The following is a 17,687-nucleotide window of genomic DNA, read 5'->3' as shown; positions in this document are numbered from 1 at the left end:
CCGCGCCCGCACAAGATTAGTGTGCCGGGCGGATGACGACCAAAAGGTCGCCTGCATCGACCTGCTGGGTGGCGCCGATCGCAAGCCTCTCGATGACTCCGTCGACGGATGCGGTGATGGCCGCCTCCATCTTCATCGCCTCGATCGATGCGACCGGCTCTCCTGCTCTGACGGCGGTTCCGACGTCGACCTTGAGCGTCACCACACCGGAGAACGGCGCGGCGACCTGGCCGGGCACAGAGGTGTCGGCCTTCTCGACCTCGTGGGCGTCGACCGCGACGGCATGATCGCGGACGAAGACAGGGCGCAACTGGCCGTTGAGGGTGGTCATGACCGTGCGGATGCCCTTTTCATCCGCATCGCCGATGGCCTCGAGACCGACGTACAGCTGCACGCCTCTGTCGATCTCGACGAGATGCTCCTGCCCCTGTACGAGCCCGTACAGGTAGTCGCTCGTGTCCAACACGGAGACGTCACCGAACTGCTCCCGCGTCTGCATGAACTCGCGCGTCGGCGCGGGGAACAGCAGCTCGTTCAGGCGCGCGCGACGCGTTGCACTGTCGCTCGCGAGCGCTGCCTCATCGTCGGCCGAGATCTCGGTGAGACCCGTGCGCACCGTGCGACCAGCCAGCACCTTGGAACGGAACGGCTCCGGCCATCCGCCCGGCAGCTCTCCGAGCTCGCCCGCCATGAATCCGACGACGGAGTCGGGTACGTCGTACTTCTCCGGGTTCGCCTCGAAGTCGGCCGGGTCCGCCTTGACGGCCGCGAGGTGCAGAGCGAGATCGCCCACGACCTTCGACGACGGCGTCACCTTCGGCACACGTCCGAGAATCCGATCCGCCGCGGCATACATGTCCTCGATCAGCTCGAAATCATCTGCAAGCCCCAGCGCCTTGGCCTGCTGACGCAGGTTCGACAGCTGTCCCCCGGGAATCTCGTGGTGGTAGACGCGTCCCGTGGGCCCGGGCAGGCCTGACTCGAAGGGCGAGTACTGACGCCGCACCGCCTCCCAGTACGGCTCGAGATCCGACACGGCGCCGAGGTCGATGCCGCTGTCTCGGTCGGTGTGGGCGAGCGCTGCGACGAGCGACGACAGCGAGGGCTGGCTGGTCGTGCCGGACAGAGGTGCCGAAGCGGCATCCACCGCGTCGACTCCGACTGCGCTCGCGGCGAGCAGCGTCGCGAGCTGACCGCCCGGGGTGTCGTGGGTGTGGAGGTGCACAGGGAGGTCGAAGCGGTCGCGGAGCGCGCTGACCAGCTTCGCCGCAGCGGCGGGGCGCAGGAGGCCCGCCATGTCCTTGATCGCGATGATGTGTGCGCCCGCGGCCACGATCTGGTCTGCGAGGTAGAGATAGTAGTCGAGCGTGTAGAGGTTCTCTGCGGGATCGAGCAGATCACCGGTGTAGCAGAGCGCGACCTCGGCGACCGAGGTGCCCGTGGCACGCACGGCTTCGATCGCCGGTCGCATCTGCTCGACGTCGTTCAGGGCGTCGAAGATGCGGAAGATATCGACACCGCTCGCCGCGGCTTCGCGGACGAAGGCCTCTGTGACCGCGGTCGGGTACGGCGTGTAGCCGACGGTGTTCCGGCCCCTCAGCAGCATCTGGATAGCGACGTTCGGCAGTGCTGCGCGAAGCTTGTCGAGGCGTTCCCAGGGGTCTTCGCCGAGGAAGCGCAGGGCGACGTCGTAGGTTGCTCCGCCCCAGGCCTCGACGGAGAGCAGACCCGGAGTGAGCCGTGCGATGTGAGGTGCCACCGCGACGAGATCCTTGGTGCGCACACGGGTCGCGAGCAACGACTGATGCGCGTCACGGAAAGTGGTGTCGGTGATCGCCAGTGCGGTCTGCTCACGCAGGTTCCTGGCGAAAGCCTCCGGACCGAGTTCGAGCAGACGCTGCCGCGACCCCGCAGCAGGTGCCGCATCGAGATCGATCGACGGCAGCTTCGTGCGGGGATCGATGACACCGGGGTGAGCTCCGTGCGGCTTGTTGACGGTGACGTCGACCAGCCAGCTCAGGATCCTCGTACCGCGGTCCTTCGACTCGCGGCCCTTGAGCAGCTCCGGGCGCTCATCGATGAATGACGTGCTCACGTCACCGGCGATGAACGCGTCGTCGTCGAGCAGCGCCTGCAGGAACGGGATGTTGGTCGAGACGCCGCGGATGCGGAACTCCGCCAGTGCCCGACGCGCGCGGGCGACGGCAGCCGGGTAGTCACGGCCTCGGCAGGTCAGCTTCGCGAGCATGGAGTCGAAGTGCGGACTGATCTGGGCGCCTTGGTGCACGGTGCCGCCATCGAGACGGATTCCCGCCCCTCCCGGCGAACGGTAGGTAGTGATCTTGCCGGTGTCCGGACGGAATCCCTGGGTCGGATCCTCCGTCGTGATCCGACACTGCAGCGCGGCACCTCGCACGTGCAGATCGTCCTGCTGCAGCCCGAGCTCGGCGAGCGTCTGCCCCGCCGCGATCCGCATCTGGCTCTGCACCAGATCGACATCGGTGACTTCCTCCGTCACGGTGTGCTCGACCTGGATCCGTGGATTCATCTCGATGAACACGACCTCACCGGTGCGCTCCCCCGCCGTCTCGAGAAGGAACTCGACTGTTCCCGCATTCTCGTAGCCGATCGACCGGGCGAACGCGACCGCATAGCCGTGCAGGGCCGTGCGGATGCCGTCGTCGAGGTTGGGCGCCGGGGCGATCTCGACCACCTTCTGGTGCCGACGCTGAACCGAGCAGTCACGCTCGAACAGGTGCACCGTCTCGCCGGCCTTGTCGGCGAGGATCTGCACCTCGATGTGGCGGGGCCGCACGACGGCCTGCTCGAGGAACATCCTCGCGTCGCCGAACGCGCTCGCTGCCTCGCGCATCGCCTCTGCGAGTGCGGGAGCGAGCTCCTCCGCACTCCCCACACGCCGCATCCCGCGCCCGCCCCCGCCGGCCACGGCCTTGGCGAACAGCGGGAATCCGATGTCGTCAGCCTGAGCCAGGAGCGTCTCGACATCGTCGGATGCCTCGGTCGAGCGGAGCACGGGAACTCCGGCCTCGATCGCATGCCTCTTCGCCTCGACCTTGTTGCCGGCCATCTCGAGCACCTTCGCCGGAGGCCCGATGAAGACGATGTCGTTGGCTGCAGCCTTCTCAGCGAGCTCGGGGTTCTCCGAGAGGAACCCGTAGCCGGGGTAGATCGCGTCGGCGCCGGCCTCCTTCGCCACCCTGATGATCTCGTCGACGTCGAGGTACGCACGCACGGGGTGACCCCGCTCCCCGATCTCGTAGGCCTCGTCGGCCTTGAGCCGGTGGACGGACCCGCGATCCTCATGCGGGAACACCGCGACGGTTCTCGCTCCGACCTCGTAGGCCGCTCGGAAGGCGCGGATCGCGATCTCGCCGCGGTTCGCCACAAGGATCTTCTGGAACATGCACACCTCTGAAAGCTCGATGCTCGCCGTGATCCGGCGCGCATGGGGCGGGGCTGAGTGTGCACCCAGCCTAGGGGAAGGTAACGTGGTGTTCGTGCACGTACTCAGCGTCAGCTCTCTCAAGGGAGGCGTCGGCAAGACGACCGTGACCCTCGGCCTGGCCTCAGCGGCCTTCGCCCGTGGTGTCCGAACGCTCGTCGTCGACCTCGACCCGCAGTCCGATGTGTCCACAGGCATGGACATCCAGGTGGCCGGTCGGCTCAATGTCGCCGACGTCCTGGCCAACCCCAAGGAGAAGGTCGTCCGTCAGGCGATCACCGCCAGCGGCTGGGCGAAGGTGCACCCCGGCACGATCGACGTGCTCATCGGGAGCCCGTCGGCCATCAACTTCGACGGTCCGCACCCGAGCGTGCGCGACGTCTGGAAGCTCGAAGAGGCGCTCGCCGCCGTCGAGGCGGACTACGACCTGGTCCTCGTGGACTGCGCGCCGTCGCTGAACGCTCTCACTCGCACGGCCTGGGCGGCGAGCGACCGTGTGATGGTCGTCACCGAGCCAGGTCTCTTCTCGGTGGCAGCCGCCGACCGTGCACTGCGTGCGATCGAGGAGATCCGCCGAGGCCTCTCCCCTCGACTCCAGCCTCTCGGCATCGTGGTCAATCGCGTGCGTCCGCAGTCGATCGAGCACCAGTTCCGCATCAAGGAACTCCGCGACATGTTCGGCCCGCTCGTCCTCTCCCCTCAGCTGCCGGAGCGCACGTCGCTGCAGCAGGCTCAGGGTGCCGCGAAGCCCCTGCACATCTGGCCGGGCGACTCCGCCCAGGAGCTCGCCGCCGACTTCGACTCGCTGCTCGACCGGATCATCCGCACCGGCCGTATCCCGGTCCCGGAGACCGGTCCTCAGGCCTGAGCCACGTCACACGCAGAACGGCCATCCTCTCGCGAGGGTGGCCGTTTCTTCGTGTCACGCGACTCGCGGGTCGCGCACGCTCAGGCTGAGCGCTTGGAGCGGCGAGCCGAGAGCTCGTCGACGGGGTCGGGTGCTGCGGATTCGAAGGCCACGAGCGTGGATTCGACCTCTCGAAGGACCTTGCCGACCGCGATGCCGAAGACGCCCTGGCCGCGGCTGACCAGGTCGATGACCTCGTCGTTCGACGTGCACAGGTACACTGATGCGCCGTCACTCATGAGCGTCGTCCCCGCGAGATCACGGATGCCTGCACGACGAAGCTCGTCGACGGCGGTGCGGATCTGCTGCAGGGAGATTCCCGTGTCGAGAAGGCTCTTGACGAGCTTGAGCACGAGGATGTCGCGGAATCCGTAGAGGCGCTGCGAACCGGAACCACTCGCGACGCGGACCGTCGGCACCACGAGCTCGGTGCGGGCCCAGTAGTCGAGCTGCCGGTAGGTGATGCCAGCGGCACGGGCCGCCACCGCACCGCGGTAGCCGACCTCGTCATCCATCGCCGGCAGTCCGTCGGTGAAGAGGAGTTCGGGTACGAACCGCGGGTCACCCGCACGCTCATCCGCATTCATCTGAAATCCTCCCTGGAGCCGTTACCCCCACGCTAGAGCAGCCCTCCGGCACCGGCAATGACATCCGTAGTACACCGAAGGTGTGTCGCAATCAGTTCGTTACGAAAGCAACCGTGCGATCGCGTCCTTGACGAAGAGCGAACGCACCTCGTCGATCTTCGCGGCCAAGTTCGGAGCCATATCGCTCGCCTTCGCGCGCGACGCGGCGTCCGTGCGGCGCAGCAGTGAAGACAAGGCCGATTCGATCAGCGCGACCTCGCGTTCGGCGCCCTGTCGCAGTGAGCGAAGGTGCCGGGGCTCGATGCCGTGGCGGTCGAGAGCGACGAGACCGCGCAGCAGAGTGACGGTCGCCTCGGGATACATCTCCTGAGCGGTGATCACGCCGGTGCTGATCGCATCGTTGAGGAGCTGGGGCCCTGCCCCGGCAGCCGAGAGCAGTTCCTCGCGCCGATAGCGACGCGGAGCAGGCGCGATCGATGGCGGCGGTGTGAAGGAGGCGGAGTCGCCGTTCGCCTCAGCGTCATCGAGCTGCTCGCGGATGACGCTGAGCGGCAGATAGTGGTCACGCTGCAGGGTGAGCCCGAGCCGGAGCCGCTCGATGTCGGCGTGAGAGAACTTGCGGTAGCCGGATTCTGTTCGCGACGGGGAGACGATCCCCTGCACTTCGAGGAATCGCAGCTTGCTGGAGGTGAGTTCGGGGAACTCGGGAGTGAGTCGCGCCAGCACCTGGCCGATGCTCAGAAGGCCCGCGGACGCGGAGCGTTCACGGGCGGAGGATGCCGCCATCAGGCGTTCGCTGCGGCGCGATCGGCGGGCGACGCGAAGAAGTTCAGCCGGAATTTTCCGACCCGCAGCTCCGAGCCGTCGACGAGGGCACTGCGGTCGACACGTTCGCCGTTCACGTAAGTGCCGTTGAGCGACCGCTGGTCGATGATCTCGAACGCCGAACCTGTTCGGGTGATCTCCGCATGACGACGAGACACCGTCACATCGTCGAAGAAGATGTCGGCCTCGGGGTGCCGTCCGACCGTGGTCACATCGGTGTCGAGGAGGTAACGTGCACCGGCGAGTGCGCCGGAGCGCATCAGAAGCAGAGCAGAACCCGAGGGAAGCGCCGCGATGGCACTCTGCTCGACGTCTGTCAACTCGACCCCGAAGGGCACGAAGGAAAGATCCGAATCGTGTCCGAACGTCTGCGTCACATCGTGTCGCTGCTCGCCGGAACGGTGGATCGCGGCATCACCGGCCTGTCGGCCTTCGCTGTCTGTCACTTCTGCCCTCCTAGTCCTCCAGACTAACGGATGCGGACCGGCTCGCGGCATCCGGGTTCTCACTCAGTCCCCGCACACCGCGAGTTCCTAAGCTGTATATGTGAAAACCGATGCTCGACGCCTCTCCGCAGCTCCGATCGCTCTCGCCGCAGCCCTGCTGACCGCCTTCCTCGTACTCTTCGCGCCGCTGTCCGCGTCGGCACACGACAGTCTGACGGCCTCCTCACCTGAGGCGGACAGCACTGTCGACACACTTCCGACGGAGCTGACTCTGACATTCAGCGCGAAGCTGATCGACGGAGACGGAGCGACCGAGGTCGTGGTCACCGACGCCTCCGGCACAGCAGTGACCGACGGCCCGGCGACGGTGACCGGCGCGATCGTGACGCAACCACTCGTGGCCGAGGCCGCGGCCGGTGAATACACGGTGCTGTGGAAGGTGGTCTCGAGCGACGGCCACCCCATCTCGGAAGAGTTCTCCTTCAGCGTCGCGAACAGCACGGAGAGCACGTCGACCCCAGAGCCGACCTCGGAGTCGACTGCTGAGCCCACGGCAGAGCCCACAGCCGCAGCGCCCACCGCGACCGCGGGGCCGGGCACGGATGTCTCGCCGAGTCCCGAGGCCGAGGAGACCTCACCCTCGACCGTCATGATCTGGGTGCTCGCGATCGCCGGTGTGCTCGTGATCGTCGGCATCATCGTCTGGCTCGTGATCCGAGGTCGTCGCGGTCCCGGCGCGACCGATTCCGCGACGCCGACGGAGCGATAGGCTTAAGGCATGCCACATTACGATGTCGTCATCCTCGGTGCAGGTCCTGGCGGATACGTCGCTGCGGTTCGCAGCGCGCAGCTCGGTCTGTCCACCGCCATCATCGAAGAGAAGTACTGGGGCGGTGTGTGCCTCAACGTCGGCTGCATCCCCTCCAAGGCTCTTCTGAAGAACGCGGAGCTCGCGCACACGCTCAACCACAAGGCCGACTTCTTCGGCATCTCGGGTGAGTTCACGATCGACTACGGCAAGGCGTTCGACCGCAGCCGTGTCGTCGCCGACGGCCGCGTCAAGGGCATCCACTTCCTGATGAAGAAGAACAAGGTGACCGAGTACGACGGTCGCGGCACCTTCACGGGCCCGAAGGCGATCTCGGTCGCCAAGGCCGACGGTTCGACCGAAGAGGTCACCTTCGACAACGCGATCATCGCCACCGGCTCGAAGGTGCGACTGCTCCCGGGCGTCCAGCTCAGCGACAACGTCGTGACTTACGAGGAGCAGATCCTCAGCCGCGAGCTCCCGAAGTCGATCGTCATCGTCGGCGCCGGCGCCATCGGCATGGAGTTCGCCTACGTGATGACGAACTACGGCGTCAAGGTCACCATCATCGAGTTCCTCGACCGCGCCCTCCCCAACGAGGATGCCGATGTGTCGAAGGAGATCGCCAAGCAGTACAAGAACTACGGCGTCGACATCCTGACCTCCACCAAGGTCGAGTCCGTCGTCGACAACGGCTCGTCCGTCACTGTGTCGTACACCGGCAAGGACGGCCAGCAGTCGTCGATCGAGGCCGACAAGGTCCTCATGTCGGTCGGCTTCGCCCCGAACATCGAGGGCTTCGGACTCGAGGCCACCGGTGTGAAGCTCACCGAGCGCGGCGCGATCGACATCGACGACCACATGCGCACCAACGTCGAGGGCATCTACGCCATCGGCGATGTCACCGCCAAGCTGCAGCTCGCCCACGTGGCCGAGGCCCAGGGTGTCGTCGCGGCCGAGACGATCGGTGGAGCAGAGACCCAGACGCTCGGCGACTACCGCATGATGCCCCGCGCGACGTTCTGCTCGCCGCAGGTCGCCTCGTTCGGCCTCACCGAGCAGCAGGCCAAGGACGAGGGGCGCGAGATCAAGGTCGCGACGTTCCCGTTCATGGCGAACGGCAAGGCGCACGGACTCGGCGAGCCCGTCGGCTTCGTCAAGCTGATCGCCGACGCCGAGCACCTCGAGCTCATCGGCGCCCACATGATCGGCCCCGACGTGTCGGAGCTCCTGCCCGAGCTCACGCTGGCCCAGAAGTGGGACCTCACTGCTCTCGAGCTGGCCCGCAACGTGCACACCCACCCCACGCTGTCGGAGGCGCTGCAGGAGGGCTTCCACGGCCTCGCAGGTCACATGATCAACTTCTGATCACCGCGATCGACTCGAAGGCCCGGCACGCTCACGCGTGGCCGGGCCTTCGTGTGTCATGAGGCCGGGTCGGCGTGCGTGCGCAGCTCCAGCCGCGAGGGGAGGCCGAAGCGCACGGTCCACCCGGACGGCACGAGAGCGGCGAGTTCGCTCCTCGTGTACGAGCGACGGATGCTGATGAGGCCGTCCTCTCTGATGAACGAGCCTCGGAACAGCGTCCCAGAGAAGATCCACGTCGCGGCGTCGTACAGCGCATAGGCCGATCGGGTGCGGGCGATGTCACGGTGCACCGCGACGCCGCCGGCAGCGACGAGCGCCGACGAGTCGCGGAGCAGGCCGTCGAGCTCCGCACCCGTGAGGTGATGCAGCACGTGATTCGAGAAGACCACGTCGTACTGCTCGCCCTCGGCCACGAGATCGGTCGAGAAGGCGCAGCGATACCGGATGCCGGCTCCACCGTCGTGCTCCGCCGCCCACCGGATCGCGCGCTCGTCGGCGTCGAGCGCCGTGATCTCTGCGACCAGTCCTGCTCGCCGCAACCGCGCCGCGATCATCCGACACACGTCACCACCGCCCGCGCCGATGTCGAGGATGCGGATGGGACCGCGCCGGGCGCGCGGACGGATCTCCTGGCGGTACAGGAGTCCGGGGCGGGAGACGAGCGCGTTCACCAGCTGGAATCGTCGGTAGGTACGCTCCAGCATCCTGATATCGGCATCCGGATCGTCCATGAGCTCGCGCGCCTCGGTGGCGCGCGACGAGAGGTCGTGCCTCACGAGACGCCGGTGGTGACCGTCATCAGCGCGCTCTCGGCGGTCAGCCCCGGCCCGAAGGCCATCGCCGCGACCCGCGACCCCTCGGTCGCGCCATCGTCGAGTATCCGCTTGATGACGAAGAGCACGGTCGCACTCGACATGTTGCCGTTCTCGCGAAGCGTCTCCCTGGCCGGGTGCAGCTGCGCGTCGCTGAGATTCAGTCGTTCCTGCACGCGATCGAGGATGCTGCGCCCACCGGGATGGATGGCCCAGTGCTCCACCCGATCCCCCACCCGCCCGTCGTCGAAGGCGGCCCCGAGCTCGCCCTCGCGGGCGTAGAGCGGACGGATGGCGCCGACGATGGTCTCGCCGATGATCTGAGGCACCTTCGTCGACAGGATCATCTCGAAACCGTGGTCGCCGATGGTCCAGGCCATGTCCTTCTCACCCTCCGCGGCGATCGCCGTGTGGAAGCCGTCGAGGCGTACGGCGGGCACCGGAGTCGCGAGCTCGCGCGCGGTCACGATGCCTGCAGCCGCGCCATCGGCGAAGAGAGAGTTGGCGACGATGAGATCCGGGTCCTCAGACGAGCGCAGGTGCACGGTGCACAGCTCGACGCTGACGACGAGCACCACGGCCGCGGGATCGGCCGCGCAGAACTGACTCGCGGCACGGAGCGCCGGCAGCGAGGCGTAACAGCCCATGAAACCGAGGTGATAGCGCTGCACGCTGTCGGAGAGGCCGAGCCCCCGCACGATCTCGTATTCGGGGCCGGGTGCGTGGAAACCCGTGCACGATGCCGTGATGACGTGCGTGACGTCTGAGGCGACGATGTCGGGGTCGGCGTCGATGGCGTCGCGCGCCACCTGGACGAAGAGGCGCGACGCCTCTCGTCTGTAGACGTCGTTGCGCGCAGCCGTTCCCGGAGACTGCAGAAGGCCTGTCGCGCGATCGTAGAAGACGTTGTCGTCGGTCTCCGCTGCAGGAGAGAGCTCTTCGATGACCGTGTGACGGGTGTCGATGCCCGAGGCGTTGAAGGACGCTCCGATGATCCGCTGCGCGAGGCGTCCGACGTCAGGCTGCGAGGCGAAGATGTCGCGTACCTCGTGCTGCTCGATGACGGTGTCTGGAACGATCGTCCGCAGCGAGCGGAGGACGGCGGAGCGGGTCATGTCAGCCACTCAAGCATGGCCCCGCTCGCCCACGGAAGGGGCTTGCGCAGGGAGTCAGAAACCCAGAGCACGGGCGAGTTTGGAGCCGGATGACGCATCGCGACCACCGACCTCGGAGATCACCCTTTCGACGGCCTCGAACAGGGCCTCTCGCCCTGCGGCATCGGATGGGGCGGCGGGCCCGAGCTCGAACTCCCACTCCCGCCACTCGCGCCGCACGTCATGCCGGAGATCGGTCGCACGGACGCGATCATCGACGAACTCGGCGACCACCCCTGCGGCGCCCGTGAGCAGGTATGCCGTCCGGGTGTTCTCGATCCGGGCGAGCGGGGTCAGCGGCCCTGTCGTCCATCGCGAGAGCGTCTCGGTCACGGCATCCGGGATGCCGTCGCCGTCTCCCAGAGGCCAGCCAATCTCCAGACGTCCGTCACCCTCGCGGGGTCCCTTGATGTGCCATCCGGCATCGGGGCCGCCGGTGCGGCGACGAAGAGCCACTCCTGAGCGGGAGAGTTCGGCATCCTCGGTGTCGAAGTAGCGTGCGTCGAGTTCGCGCACCTCACCGGACGAGACGGCGTCCACTCCGGGGATCCCCACCCACACCGGAAGAGGTGTGGCGTCGTCGACGTCGTACTTGCGCTCGACCTCGACGACGCGCGAAGGCGGGGAACCGTGTGTTCCCTCAGTCATCCGAAGAGGTGAGGTCCTCGAGCGACTCGTCGAACCAGTAGTCGATCTCGGTGGGACCGTCGTCGCTGCCGGTGTTCTGCTCGTCACCGCGGCGGTTGTACACCACCTGCGTCTCGCTGTAGGGGACGATCAGCTTGTCGTCCGCATCGTCGAGGGGAATGATCTGCCCGTCCAGCGGGCCTCCGTGGAGTCGTGCGAGTGCCATGTGTTTCACACTAGCCCTGTCACGCCGGACACGGCTCACGCCACGAGGATGCCGAGCATCGCCCCGATGATCATCCAGGGACCGAAGGCGATGCGCGTCGACCGATCCGCCCGGCGGATCGACATCAGCACGATGGCGTGCAGTGCTCCGAGAACGAATGCCGAGGCGGCTCCCACGGCGAGCGCCTGCCAGCCGTGCCAGCCGAGCACGAGCCCGATCACGGCGGCGAGCTTCACGTCGCCCCCGCCCATCCCCTCTCGACTGATCAGGCGCAGCAGCGCGTAGAAGCCGCCCAGGATCAGCAGGCCGGCACCGGCTCTCGCGGAACGCCCGCTTCCATCCGCCACCACGGCGTCGAGGAGCACGAGCACGAGGAGCGATGCGAGGGTGGGCAGGACGATCCTGTCGGGCAGCCGGTGCGAGCGGACGTCGATGACGAGGAGCGCGCAGCCCACTGCGAGCAGTGCGAGGTGCACGACGATCAGGGTCAGGGTGCGGGGGTCCATGCGGGAAGGGTAGGAGATCCCGGCCACCCGCGGGGAGCGGTGTGGATAACGTCGGGCCGGCGCGGTGGATCCGACATCCGCGCCGTTCTGCGAATGTCCGACGTTCGAAATAGAGTCATCATCTCCAGTTGATTTATTCGTACATATATTCGAGGATGGATGCATGGGGATCGGGCTCGAAGCGGTGACCGCGCTCTCTCCGGTCGGCGACTCTCGCGCCGGAGAGGTCCTGCGGCTGCGCCGGGAGATCAGCCGTATGCAGCGGCGTCGTAGCGAGCTCCCACTGCTTCCTCTCGACACCGCCTTCTCCTCGCTGCTTCCCGAGCAGGGACTGCAGACCGGAACCGCCTATACGGTCTCGCCCTCCCCGAGCCTGGTGCTCGCGCTCCTCAGCGCCGCTTCCCGCCGAGGGCTCTGGTGCGCGGTGGTCGGCATGCCCACGTTGGGCGTCGAAGCCGCGGCAGCGTTCGGCATAGCGCTGCCCCGACTGATCCTCGTCCCCGAACCGGGAGACCGATGGCTCGCCGCGACCTCCGCGCTGGCAGAGGTCGTGCCGCTGATCGCCGTGCAGCCCGGCAGTCGGGCACGCGATGCCGACGTGTCACGCCTGAGCGCACGTCTGCGGGATCGCGGGGGCACCCTCCTCGTCACCGAGTCCAGCGCTGCGGGGGCCTGGCCGCAGAGCGAGGGGACGATCCGCCTCCACGATCAGCGGTGGGAGGGCATCGGCGAGGGGTGGGGACTGATCGAAGGCTCCACCGCCACGGTGACCGCGACGACACGGCACAGCCCCTTGCCAGCGAGCGTGCGCGTGCGCCTGCCCGGCCCCTTGGGAGCCGTCGAGGAGTTGCCCACGGAGACCTCGGCCGGCGATTCGGTGGCCGAGCTGACAGCGTTGCCCGCACTGCGCGAACAGCGTGATCCCACACAGGGGCGTCCGCCTCTGGCGGTGGCAGGATGACCGCCCCTCTGCGCGTGCTCGTCCTGTGGTTCCCCGATTGGCCGCTGCGTGCGGCTCTGGGCGGCCCACCACCTCATGAACCGACCGCCCTCATGCACGCGAACACCGTCGTCGCCTGCACGGCGACGGCCCGCGAGCACGGAGTGCGTGCAGGGCAGCGCCGCAGGGTCGCGCAGGGACACCTCTCCTCACTGCGGGTGCTCCCCCACGATCCGGCGCGCGACGAGAGGGCCTTCCTGCCTGTGCTCCGACTCATCGAGAGGCATGCCCCCGGGGCGGCTCTGCTGCGACCGGGGCTCGCCGCCGTGCGCGCCCGAGGCATCTCCCGCTATCACGACGGAGAGAGTCCAGCCGGAGAGAGCCTGATCCGGATGCTGGCCGAGGCAGGCTTCCCCGAGGTGCGCGTGGGCATCGCCGACGGTCCGTTCACGGCCGAGCTCGCAGCCAGAGGGCCGACGACCTGCACCGTCGTGCCCGCCGGTCAGGCAGAAGACTTCCTCCGCCCGCTTCCGGTGGGCGTCCTTCGTGATGAACAGCTCACCGGCCTGCTGGTCAGACTCGGGGTCCGCACTCTCGGCGAGTTCGCGGCGCTCGACGAGATCGAGGTCCGTGACAGATTCGGCGAGCGCGGCGCCCGCCTGCATGCCCTTGCTGCCGGCGCCGACTCGCGTGGAGTGGTTCCGCGTCCGCCCGATCCTGAGCTGGTGCGCTCGATCGAGTTCGAGTCCCCTCTGGCAGGAACCGATCAAGTGGCGTTCGCGGTTCGCCAGACAGCCGACTCCGTGATGCTCGCGCTCGGTGAGGCATCGGTCGTCTGCACCGAGGTGCGCATCGACCTGACCGATGACAACGGCGAGGTGTTCTCCCGCTCCTGGCTGCATCCCACCTGCTTCGATGCCGCAGACCTCGTCGACAGGGTCCGCTGGCAGTTGGAGGCCCTGGCCGCCGAGTCTGCAAAGGACCCTGTCGACGAGGCGCGGTCGTTCGGGGGCATCACTGTGGTGCGCATCGTTCCCGTGTCAGTGGACGATGCGGCCCATCATCAACCCGGGCTGTTCGGCTCCGGCACGGACGAGCGCCTGCATCATGCCGTGTCCCGCGTGCAGACCATGCTCGGCCATCAGGGTGTGGTCACCGCCGCCCTCTCGGGCGGCCGATGGCTCGCCGATCGCCAGGTCCTCACCCCGTGGGGGAGCGGCCTGTCGCTCCCCGTGACCCGGAGCTGCCCTGGCCAGGCAGCCTGCCCGACCCGTTGCCCGCTGAAGTGTTCCTGCCACCCCGACCGATCGGAGTCCACTCAGAGGGGGGAGAGACGGTGGCCGTCGACGAACGGGGCTCGCTGTCCGCTGCCCCGTCTCACATCGACGGAGACGATATACGGGCATGGGCCGGGCCCTGGCCGATCCATGAACGACGGTGGGATGCATCCGGCGGCAAGAGAGGGCATCGCCTTCAGATCGTCGACGGCCACGATCGCGCCTGGCTCGTCTTCAGCGCCGGCGGCCGCTGGTGGGCCGAAGGGAGGTATCGCTGATGGGGTGGCACAACCCTCCGATGACGTGGAATGAGCTGGAGCGCGCCCTGAGCGGTGAGGAGTCCCCCCACCCGATCGGCGGAGAGCCTCCGACCATCCGCCCCGATCCGGGGCCCATCAGCACTCGCCGAAAGCGCAACCCGCCGTCCGCGACACGACCCGACGGCGCTGTGCCCTATGCCGAGTTGCACGCGCACTCGTCGTACTCGTTCCTCGACGGCGCCTCCTCCCCCGAAGATCTGTTGGCCGAAGCCGAACGGCTCGGCCTCACCGCTCTGGCCATCACCGACCACGACGGTTTCTACGGGGCGGCACGTTTCGCCGAGGTCGCCGAGCTCATGGGGGTCGAGGTGCAGACGGTCTACGGAGCCGAGCTCTCGCTCGGACTCGATGCACCGCAACGCGGCTCCGCAGATCCCGTCGGCGACCATCTGCTCGTGATCGCTGACGGGCTGGAGGGATATCACCGTCTCTCCGGCGCCATGACCGCGGCCCATCTGCGGGGAGGAGAGAAGGGGCGGCCCGTCTACGATCTCGACGAGCTGGCGGCGACGGCCGACGGACACTGGACCATCCTCACGGGATGCCGCAAGGGCGGAGTCCGTCGTGGTCTCGAAGCAGGGGACGCACTGACCCCCCTGAAGCGGCTCGTCGACCTCTTCGGCCAGGACCACGTCGCCGTCGAGCTGTTCGACCACGGCGACCCGCTGGACACACGCCGCAACGACGCCCTGGCTGACCTCGCCCGAAGCCTGCGGCTTCCGGTGGTGGCGACCAACAACGTGCACTACGCCACCCCGGAGCGCGCATCGCTCGCCGAGGCAGTGGCCGCGGTGCGGGCCGTGCGGAGCATGGACGACCTCGACGGCTGGCTCCCTTCGCACGGCGGCGCGCACCTGCGAAGCGGGGCGGAGATGGCGGCGCGCTTCCGCCGCTATCCGGGCGCGATCTCTTACGGACTCGACCTCGCGGCGGCATCGGCTTTCCCTCTTCGCCGCGCACGTCCTGCGTTGCCGCAGCAGAAGGTCCCAGACGGGCACACGCCGATGAGCTGGCTGCGCCACCTCGTCTGGGAGGCAGTGCCGACGAAGTATCCGAACCTCGATGACGAAGGCCATCGCCGGATCGAGCGCGAACTCGACGTCATCGCCGAGAAGGACTTCCCCGGCTACTTCCTCATCGTGCACGGCATCGTCGCCGAGGCGAGACGCCGCCGCATCCTGTGCCAGGGACGGGGATCGGCCGCGGCGAGCGCGGTCTGCTACCTCCTCGGGATCACCGCGGTCGATCCCATCCTGTACCGGCTGCCGTTCGAGCGGTTCCTGGCCACCACCCGGCAGGAGGAGCCAGACATCGATGTGGACTTCGACTCCGACCGCCGCGAGGAGATCATCCAGTGGGTGTACGGCGAGTACGGGCGAGAGCGCGCGGCCCAGGTGGCGAATGTCATCCAGTACCGCCCGAAGAACGCCGTGCGCGACATGGCGAGGGCTCTCGGATACTCCCCCGGCCAACAGGACGCGTGGTCCCGACAGGTCGACGGCTGGAGCTCCGGGCTGGAGATGGCCGAGGAACACGACATCCCGCAGAACGTCGTCGAGTATGCCGGCGAGCTGCTGAAGGCACCACGTCACCTCGGCATCCACTCCGGAGGAATGGTCCTCACGGCGAGACCCGTCGGGGAGGTCGTGCCCGTCGAACATGCGCGCATGGAGAACCGCACGGTGATCCAGTGGGACAAAGACGATGCGGCCTGGATGGGCCTGGTGAAGTTCGACCTGCTGGGTCTCGGGATGCTGGCGGCATTGCAGCACTGCTTCGATCTCATCCGCGACGCCACGGGCGAGGAATGGACGCTGGAGACGCTCCCGAAGGAAGAGCCAGCCGTCTACGACATGCTGTGCAGGGCAGACTCGATCGGCGTGTTCCAGGTCGAGTCCCGTGCGCAGATCGGTCTGCTCCCACGCCTGCAGCCCCGTGCCTTCTACGACCTCGCCATCCAGATCGCTCTCATCCGCCCCGGTCCCATCCAGGGCGGGGCGGTGCATCCTTTCGTCCGCCGGAAGATCGCGAAGGATGCGCTCGACGAGGAGAACCGAGCGCGAGCCGCCCGTGGCGATGCCCCCGTGGTGCTCGAGATCCCCTACCCTCACAGCGATCTCGAGCCGATCCTGAAGAGAACGCTGGGCATCCCGATCTTCCAGGAGCAGCTGATCCAGATGGCGACGGCCATCGGCGACTGCACCGCAGATGAGGCCGACCTTCTGCGCCGCGCGATGGGGTCGAAGCGCGGCCTCGAGAAGATCGAGAAGGTGCGCGACAAGCTGTACGCCGGCATGTCCCGGCGGGGAATGACCTCCGAGCAGTCCGATCGCATCTACGCGCAGATCCAGGCGTTCTCGAACTTCGGGTTCGCCGAGTCCCACTCGCTGTCCTTCGCTCTCCTCGTGTACGCGAGCTCCTGGCTCAAGCTGCACTACCCGGCGGCCTTCCTCGCCGGTCTCCTGCGATCGCAGCCGATGGGTTTCTACTCCGCTTCGACCCTCACTGCGGATGCCCGACGCCATGGTGTCGAGGTGCGACGTCCCGACCTGCATGCCTCCGGCGCGACGGAGGTTCTCGAGCCCCTCGAAGGCGGGGCGCCGCTGCGGATGCCGACGGGGCTCGATTCCTGCTGCGATCCGGCGCAGCCGCGCGTCCCCCGATTCGACCGTTCCCACCCCGACGAGTCGGCGCAGCATCGCAGGGACGGCGCCTATGCGGTGCGCCTCGGGCTCAGCGGCGTGCGCGGGATCGGCATGCCGCTGGCCAGGCGAATCGTGTCCGAGCGAGACGCAGAGGGTCCCTACCGTGACCTGCATGATCTGGTTCGGCGGACCGATGCCACGGCCGCGCAGCTGGAGGCCCTGGCGACGGCCGGCGCCTTCGAGTGTCTCGGGCTCCAGCGGCGAGAGGCGATCTGGCTCTCGGGCGCGGCAGCCGAGGAACGCGCGCAGTATCTTCCCGGGACGACCGTGGCCGTGCAGCCGCCGCTGTTCAGCGACCAGTCCAGCTATGAGCGGCTCTCCGCCGATCTCTGGTCGACCGGCGTCTCGACCGATGACCATCCGATGTCGCATTTCCGCGGTCTGTTGCGAGAGCGAGGAGTGCTCTCCTCCGCAGACCTGCAGAACCATGAGGTCGGCCGACGGGTGGAGGTGGCGGGGCTCGTCACACACCGACAGCGTCCGGCGACGGCGGCGGGTGTGACGTTCCTCAATCTCGAGGACGAGAGCGGTCTGGTCAATGTGATCTGCTCGACCGGGGTGTGGTCTCGCTATCGACGGGTCGCTCGCGATTCACCTGCGCTCATCATCCGCGGCATCCTCGAGCGTTCGGCAGAAGGGGTCGTGAACGTGCTGGCCGATGCTTTCGAAGATCTCCGCACCGGTGTCGCGCATCGTTCGCGCGACTTCCGGTGAGC

At 67.7% G+C, this 17,687-nt stretch carries 15 protein-coding genes; 6 read left to right on the top strand and 9 right to left on the bottom strand.

Features of this window, described 5'->3' with window-relative positions; all coding sequences use genetic code 11:
* Positions 1-16: 16 nt before the first annotated feature.
* Positions 17-3,424: a pyruvate carboxylase gene (locus tag ACZZZN_RS04585; RefSeq protein ID WP_463504026.1), complete on the bottom strand. Its 3,408-nt coding sequence runs from the start codon at positions 3,422-3,424 to the stop codon at positions 17-19.
* 94 nt (positions 3,425-3,518) lie between these two features.
* On the opposite strand from ACZZZN_RS04585, the gene ACZZZN_RS04580 reads away from it, so the two are divergent.
* A complete protein-coding gene (locus ACZZZN_RS04580; RefSeq protein ID WP_463504025.1) occupies positions 3,519-4,331 on the top strand; it encodes a ParA family protein in 813 nt (270 codons plus the stop codon).
* Positions 4,332-4,411: 80 nt separating this feature from the next.
* Here ACZZZN_RS04580 and ACZZZN_RS04575 read toward each other — a convergent pair whose 3' ends face one another.
* The 3 genes from ACZZZN_RS04575 to ACZZZN_RS04565 form a co-directional block, all read right to left on the bottom strand.
* Positions 4,412-4,957, bottom strand: a complete 546-nt coding sequence (locus tag ACZZZN_RS04575; protein ID WP_463504024.1) for a MerR family transcriptional regulator — start codon at positions 4,955-4,957, stop codon at positions 4,412-4,414.
* 99 nt (positions 4,958-5,056) lie between these two features.
* Positions 5,057-5,743: a transcriptional regulator FtsR gene (gene ftsR, locus ACZZZN_RS04570; protein ID WP_463504023.1), complete on the bottom strand. Its 687-nt coding sequence runs from the start codon at positions 5,741-5,743 to the stop codon at positions 5,057-5,059.
* A complete protein-coding gene (locus tag ACZZZN_RS04565; RefSeq protein ID WP_463504022.1) occupies positions 5,743-6,228 on the bottom strand; it encodes an FHA domain-containing protein in 486 nt (161 codons plus the stop codon). Before ACZZZN_RS04565 ends, ftsR begins: the two co-directional genes overlap by 1 nt.
* A 100-nt stretch (positions 6,229-6,328) precedes the next feature.
* Here ACZZZN_RS04565 and ACZZZN_RS04560 point away from each other — a divergent pair, with 100 nt between their 5' ends.
* Both ACZZZN_RS04560 and lpdA read left to right on the top strand, forming a co-directional pair.
* Complete coding sequence (locus tag ACZZZN_RS04560) at positions 6,329-6,997, top strand: copper resistance CopC family protein (protein ID WP_463504021.1); 669 nt, start codon at positions 6,329-6,331, stop codon at positions 6,995-6,997.
* Positions 6,998-7,006: 9 nt separating this feature from the next.
* Positions 7,007-8,404, top strand: a complete 1,398-nt coding sequence (lpdA, locus tag ACZZZN_RS04555; protein ID WP_042538477.1) for a dihydrolipoyl dehydrogenase — start codon at positions 7,007-7,009, stop codon at positions 8,402-8,404.
* 56 nt (positions 8,405-8,460) lie between these two features.
* Here the strand turns inward: lpdA and ACZZZN_RS04550 are convergent, their stop codons facing one another.
* From ACZZZN_RS04550 to ACZZZN_RS04530, 5 genes are read right to left on the bottom strand one after another with little or no spacing between them, the layout of a single operon-like run.
* Complete coding sequence (locus ACZZZN_RS04550) at positions 8,461-9,180, bottom strand: methyltransferase domain-containing protein (RefSeq protein ID WP_463504020.1); 720 nt, start codon at positions 9,178-9,180, stop codon at positions 8,461-8,463.
* Positions 9,177-10,331 (bottom strand): type III polyketide synthase, encoded by a 1,155-nt coding sequence (locus tag ACZZZN_RS04545; RefSeq protein WP_463504019.1) that lies wholly within the window; start codon positions 10,329-10,331, stop codon positions 9,177-9,179. Before ACZZZN_RS04545 ends, ACZZZN_RS04550 begins: the two co-directional genes overlap by 4 nt.
* 54 nt (positions 10,332-10,385) lie before the next feature.
* A complete protein-coding gene (locus ACZZZN_RS04540; protein WP_463504018.1) occupies positions 10,386-11,018 on the bottom strand; it encodes a CYTH domain-containing protein in 633 nt (210 codons plus the stop codon).
* On the bottom strand, positions 11,011-11,223 hold the full coding sequence (locus ACZZZN_RS04535) for a response regulator (RefSeq protein ID WP_463504017.1): 213 nt from the start codon (positions 11,221-11,223) through the stop codon (positions 11,011-11,013). Before ACZZZN_RS04535 ends, ACZZZN_RS04540 begins: the two co-directional genes overlap by 8 nt.
* A 35-nt stretch (positions 11,224-11,258) precedes the next feature.
* The gene (locus tag ACZZZN_RS04530) at positions 11,259-11,729 is read right to left on the bottom strand and encodes a prepilin peptidase (RefSeq protein ID WP_463504016.1); all 471 of its coding nucleotides are present in this window, start codon (positions 11,727-11,729) and stop codon (positions 11,259-11,261) included.
* Between the two features lie 163 nt (positions 11,730-11,892).
* Between ACZZZN_RS04530 and ACZZZN_RS04525 the strand changes: the two genes are divergently transcribed.
* Genes ACZZZN_RS04525 through ACZZZN_RS04515 form a run of 3 tightly spaced genes read left to right on the top strand, consistent with a single transcriptional unit; the run spans position 11,893 to position 17,685 of the window.
* Positions 11,893-12,690, top strand: a complete 798-nt coding sequence (locus ACZZZN_RS04525) for a hypothetical protein (RefSeq protein WP_463504015.1) — start codon at positions 11,893-11,895, stop codon at positions 12,688-12,690.
* A complete protein-coding gene (locus tag ACZZZN_RS04520; protein WP_463504014.1) occupies positions 12,687-14,258 on the top strand; it encodes a DNA polymerase Y family protein in 1,572 nt (523 codons plus the stop codon). The genes ACZZZN_RS04525 and ACZZZN_RS04520 overlap by 4 nt, the downstream gene beginning before the upstream one ends.
* Positions 14,224-17,685, top strand: coding sequence for an error-prone DNA polymerase (locus ACZZZN_RS04515; RefSeq protein ID WP_463504013.1), 3,462 nt, complete (start codon positions 14,224-14,226; stop codon positions 17,683-17,685). Before ACZZZN_RS04520 ends, ACZZZN_RS04515 begins: the two co-directional genes overlap by 35 nt.
* Positions 17,686-17,687 lie beyond the last annotated feature (2 nt).

This window comes from Microbacterium sp. AC145 (assembly GCF_979258505.1).
The sequence above is the reverse complement of the archived record's forward strand: the minus strand, read 5'-3'. Positions and strand labels throughout refer to the sequence as shown.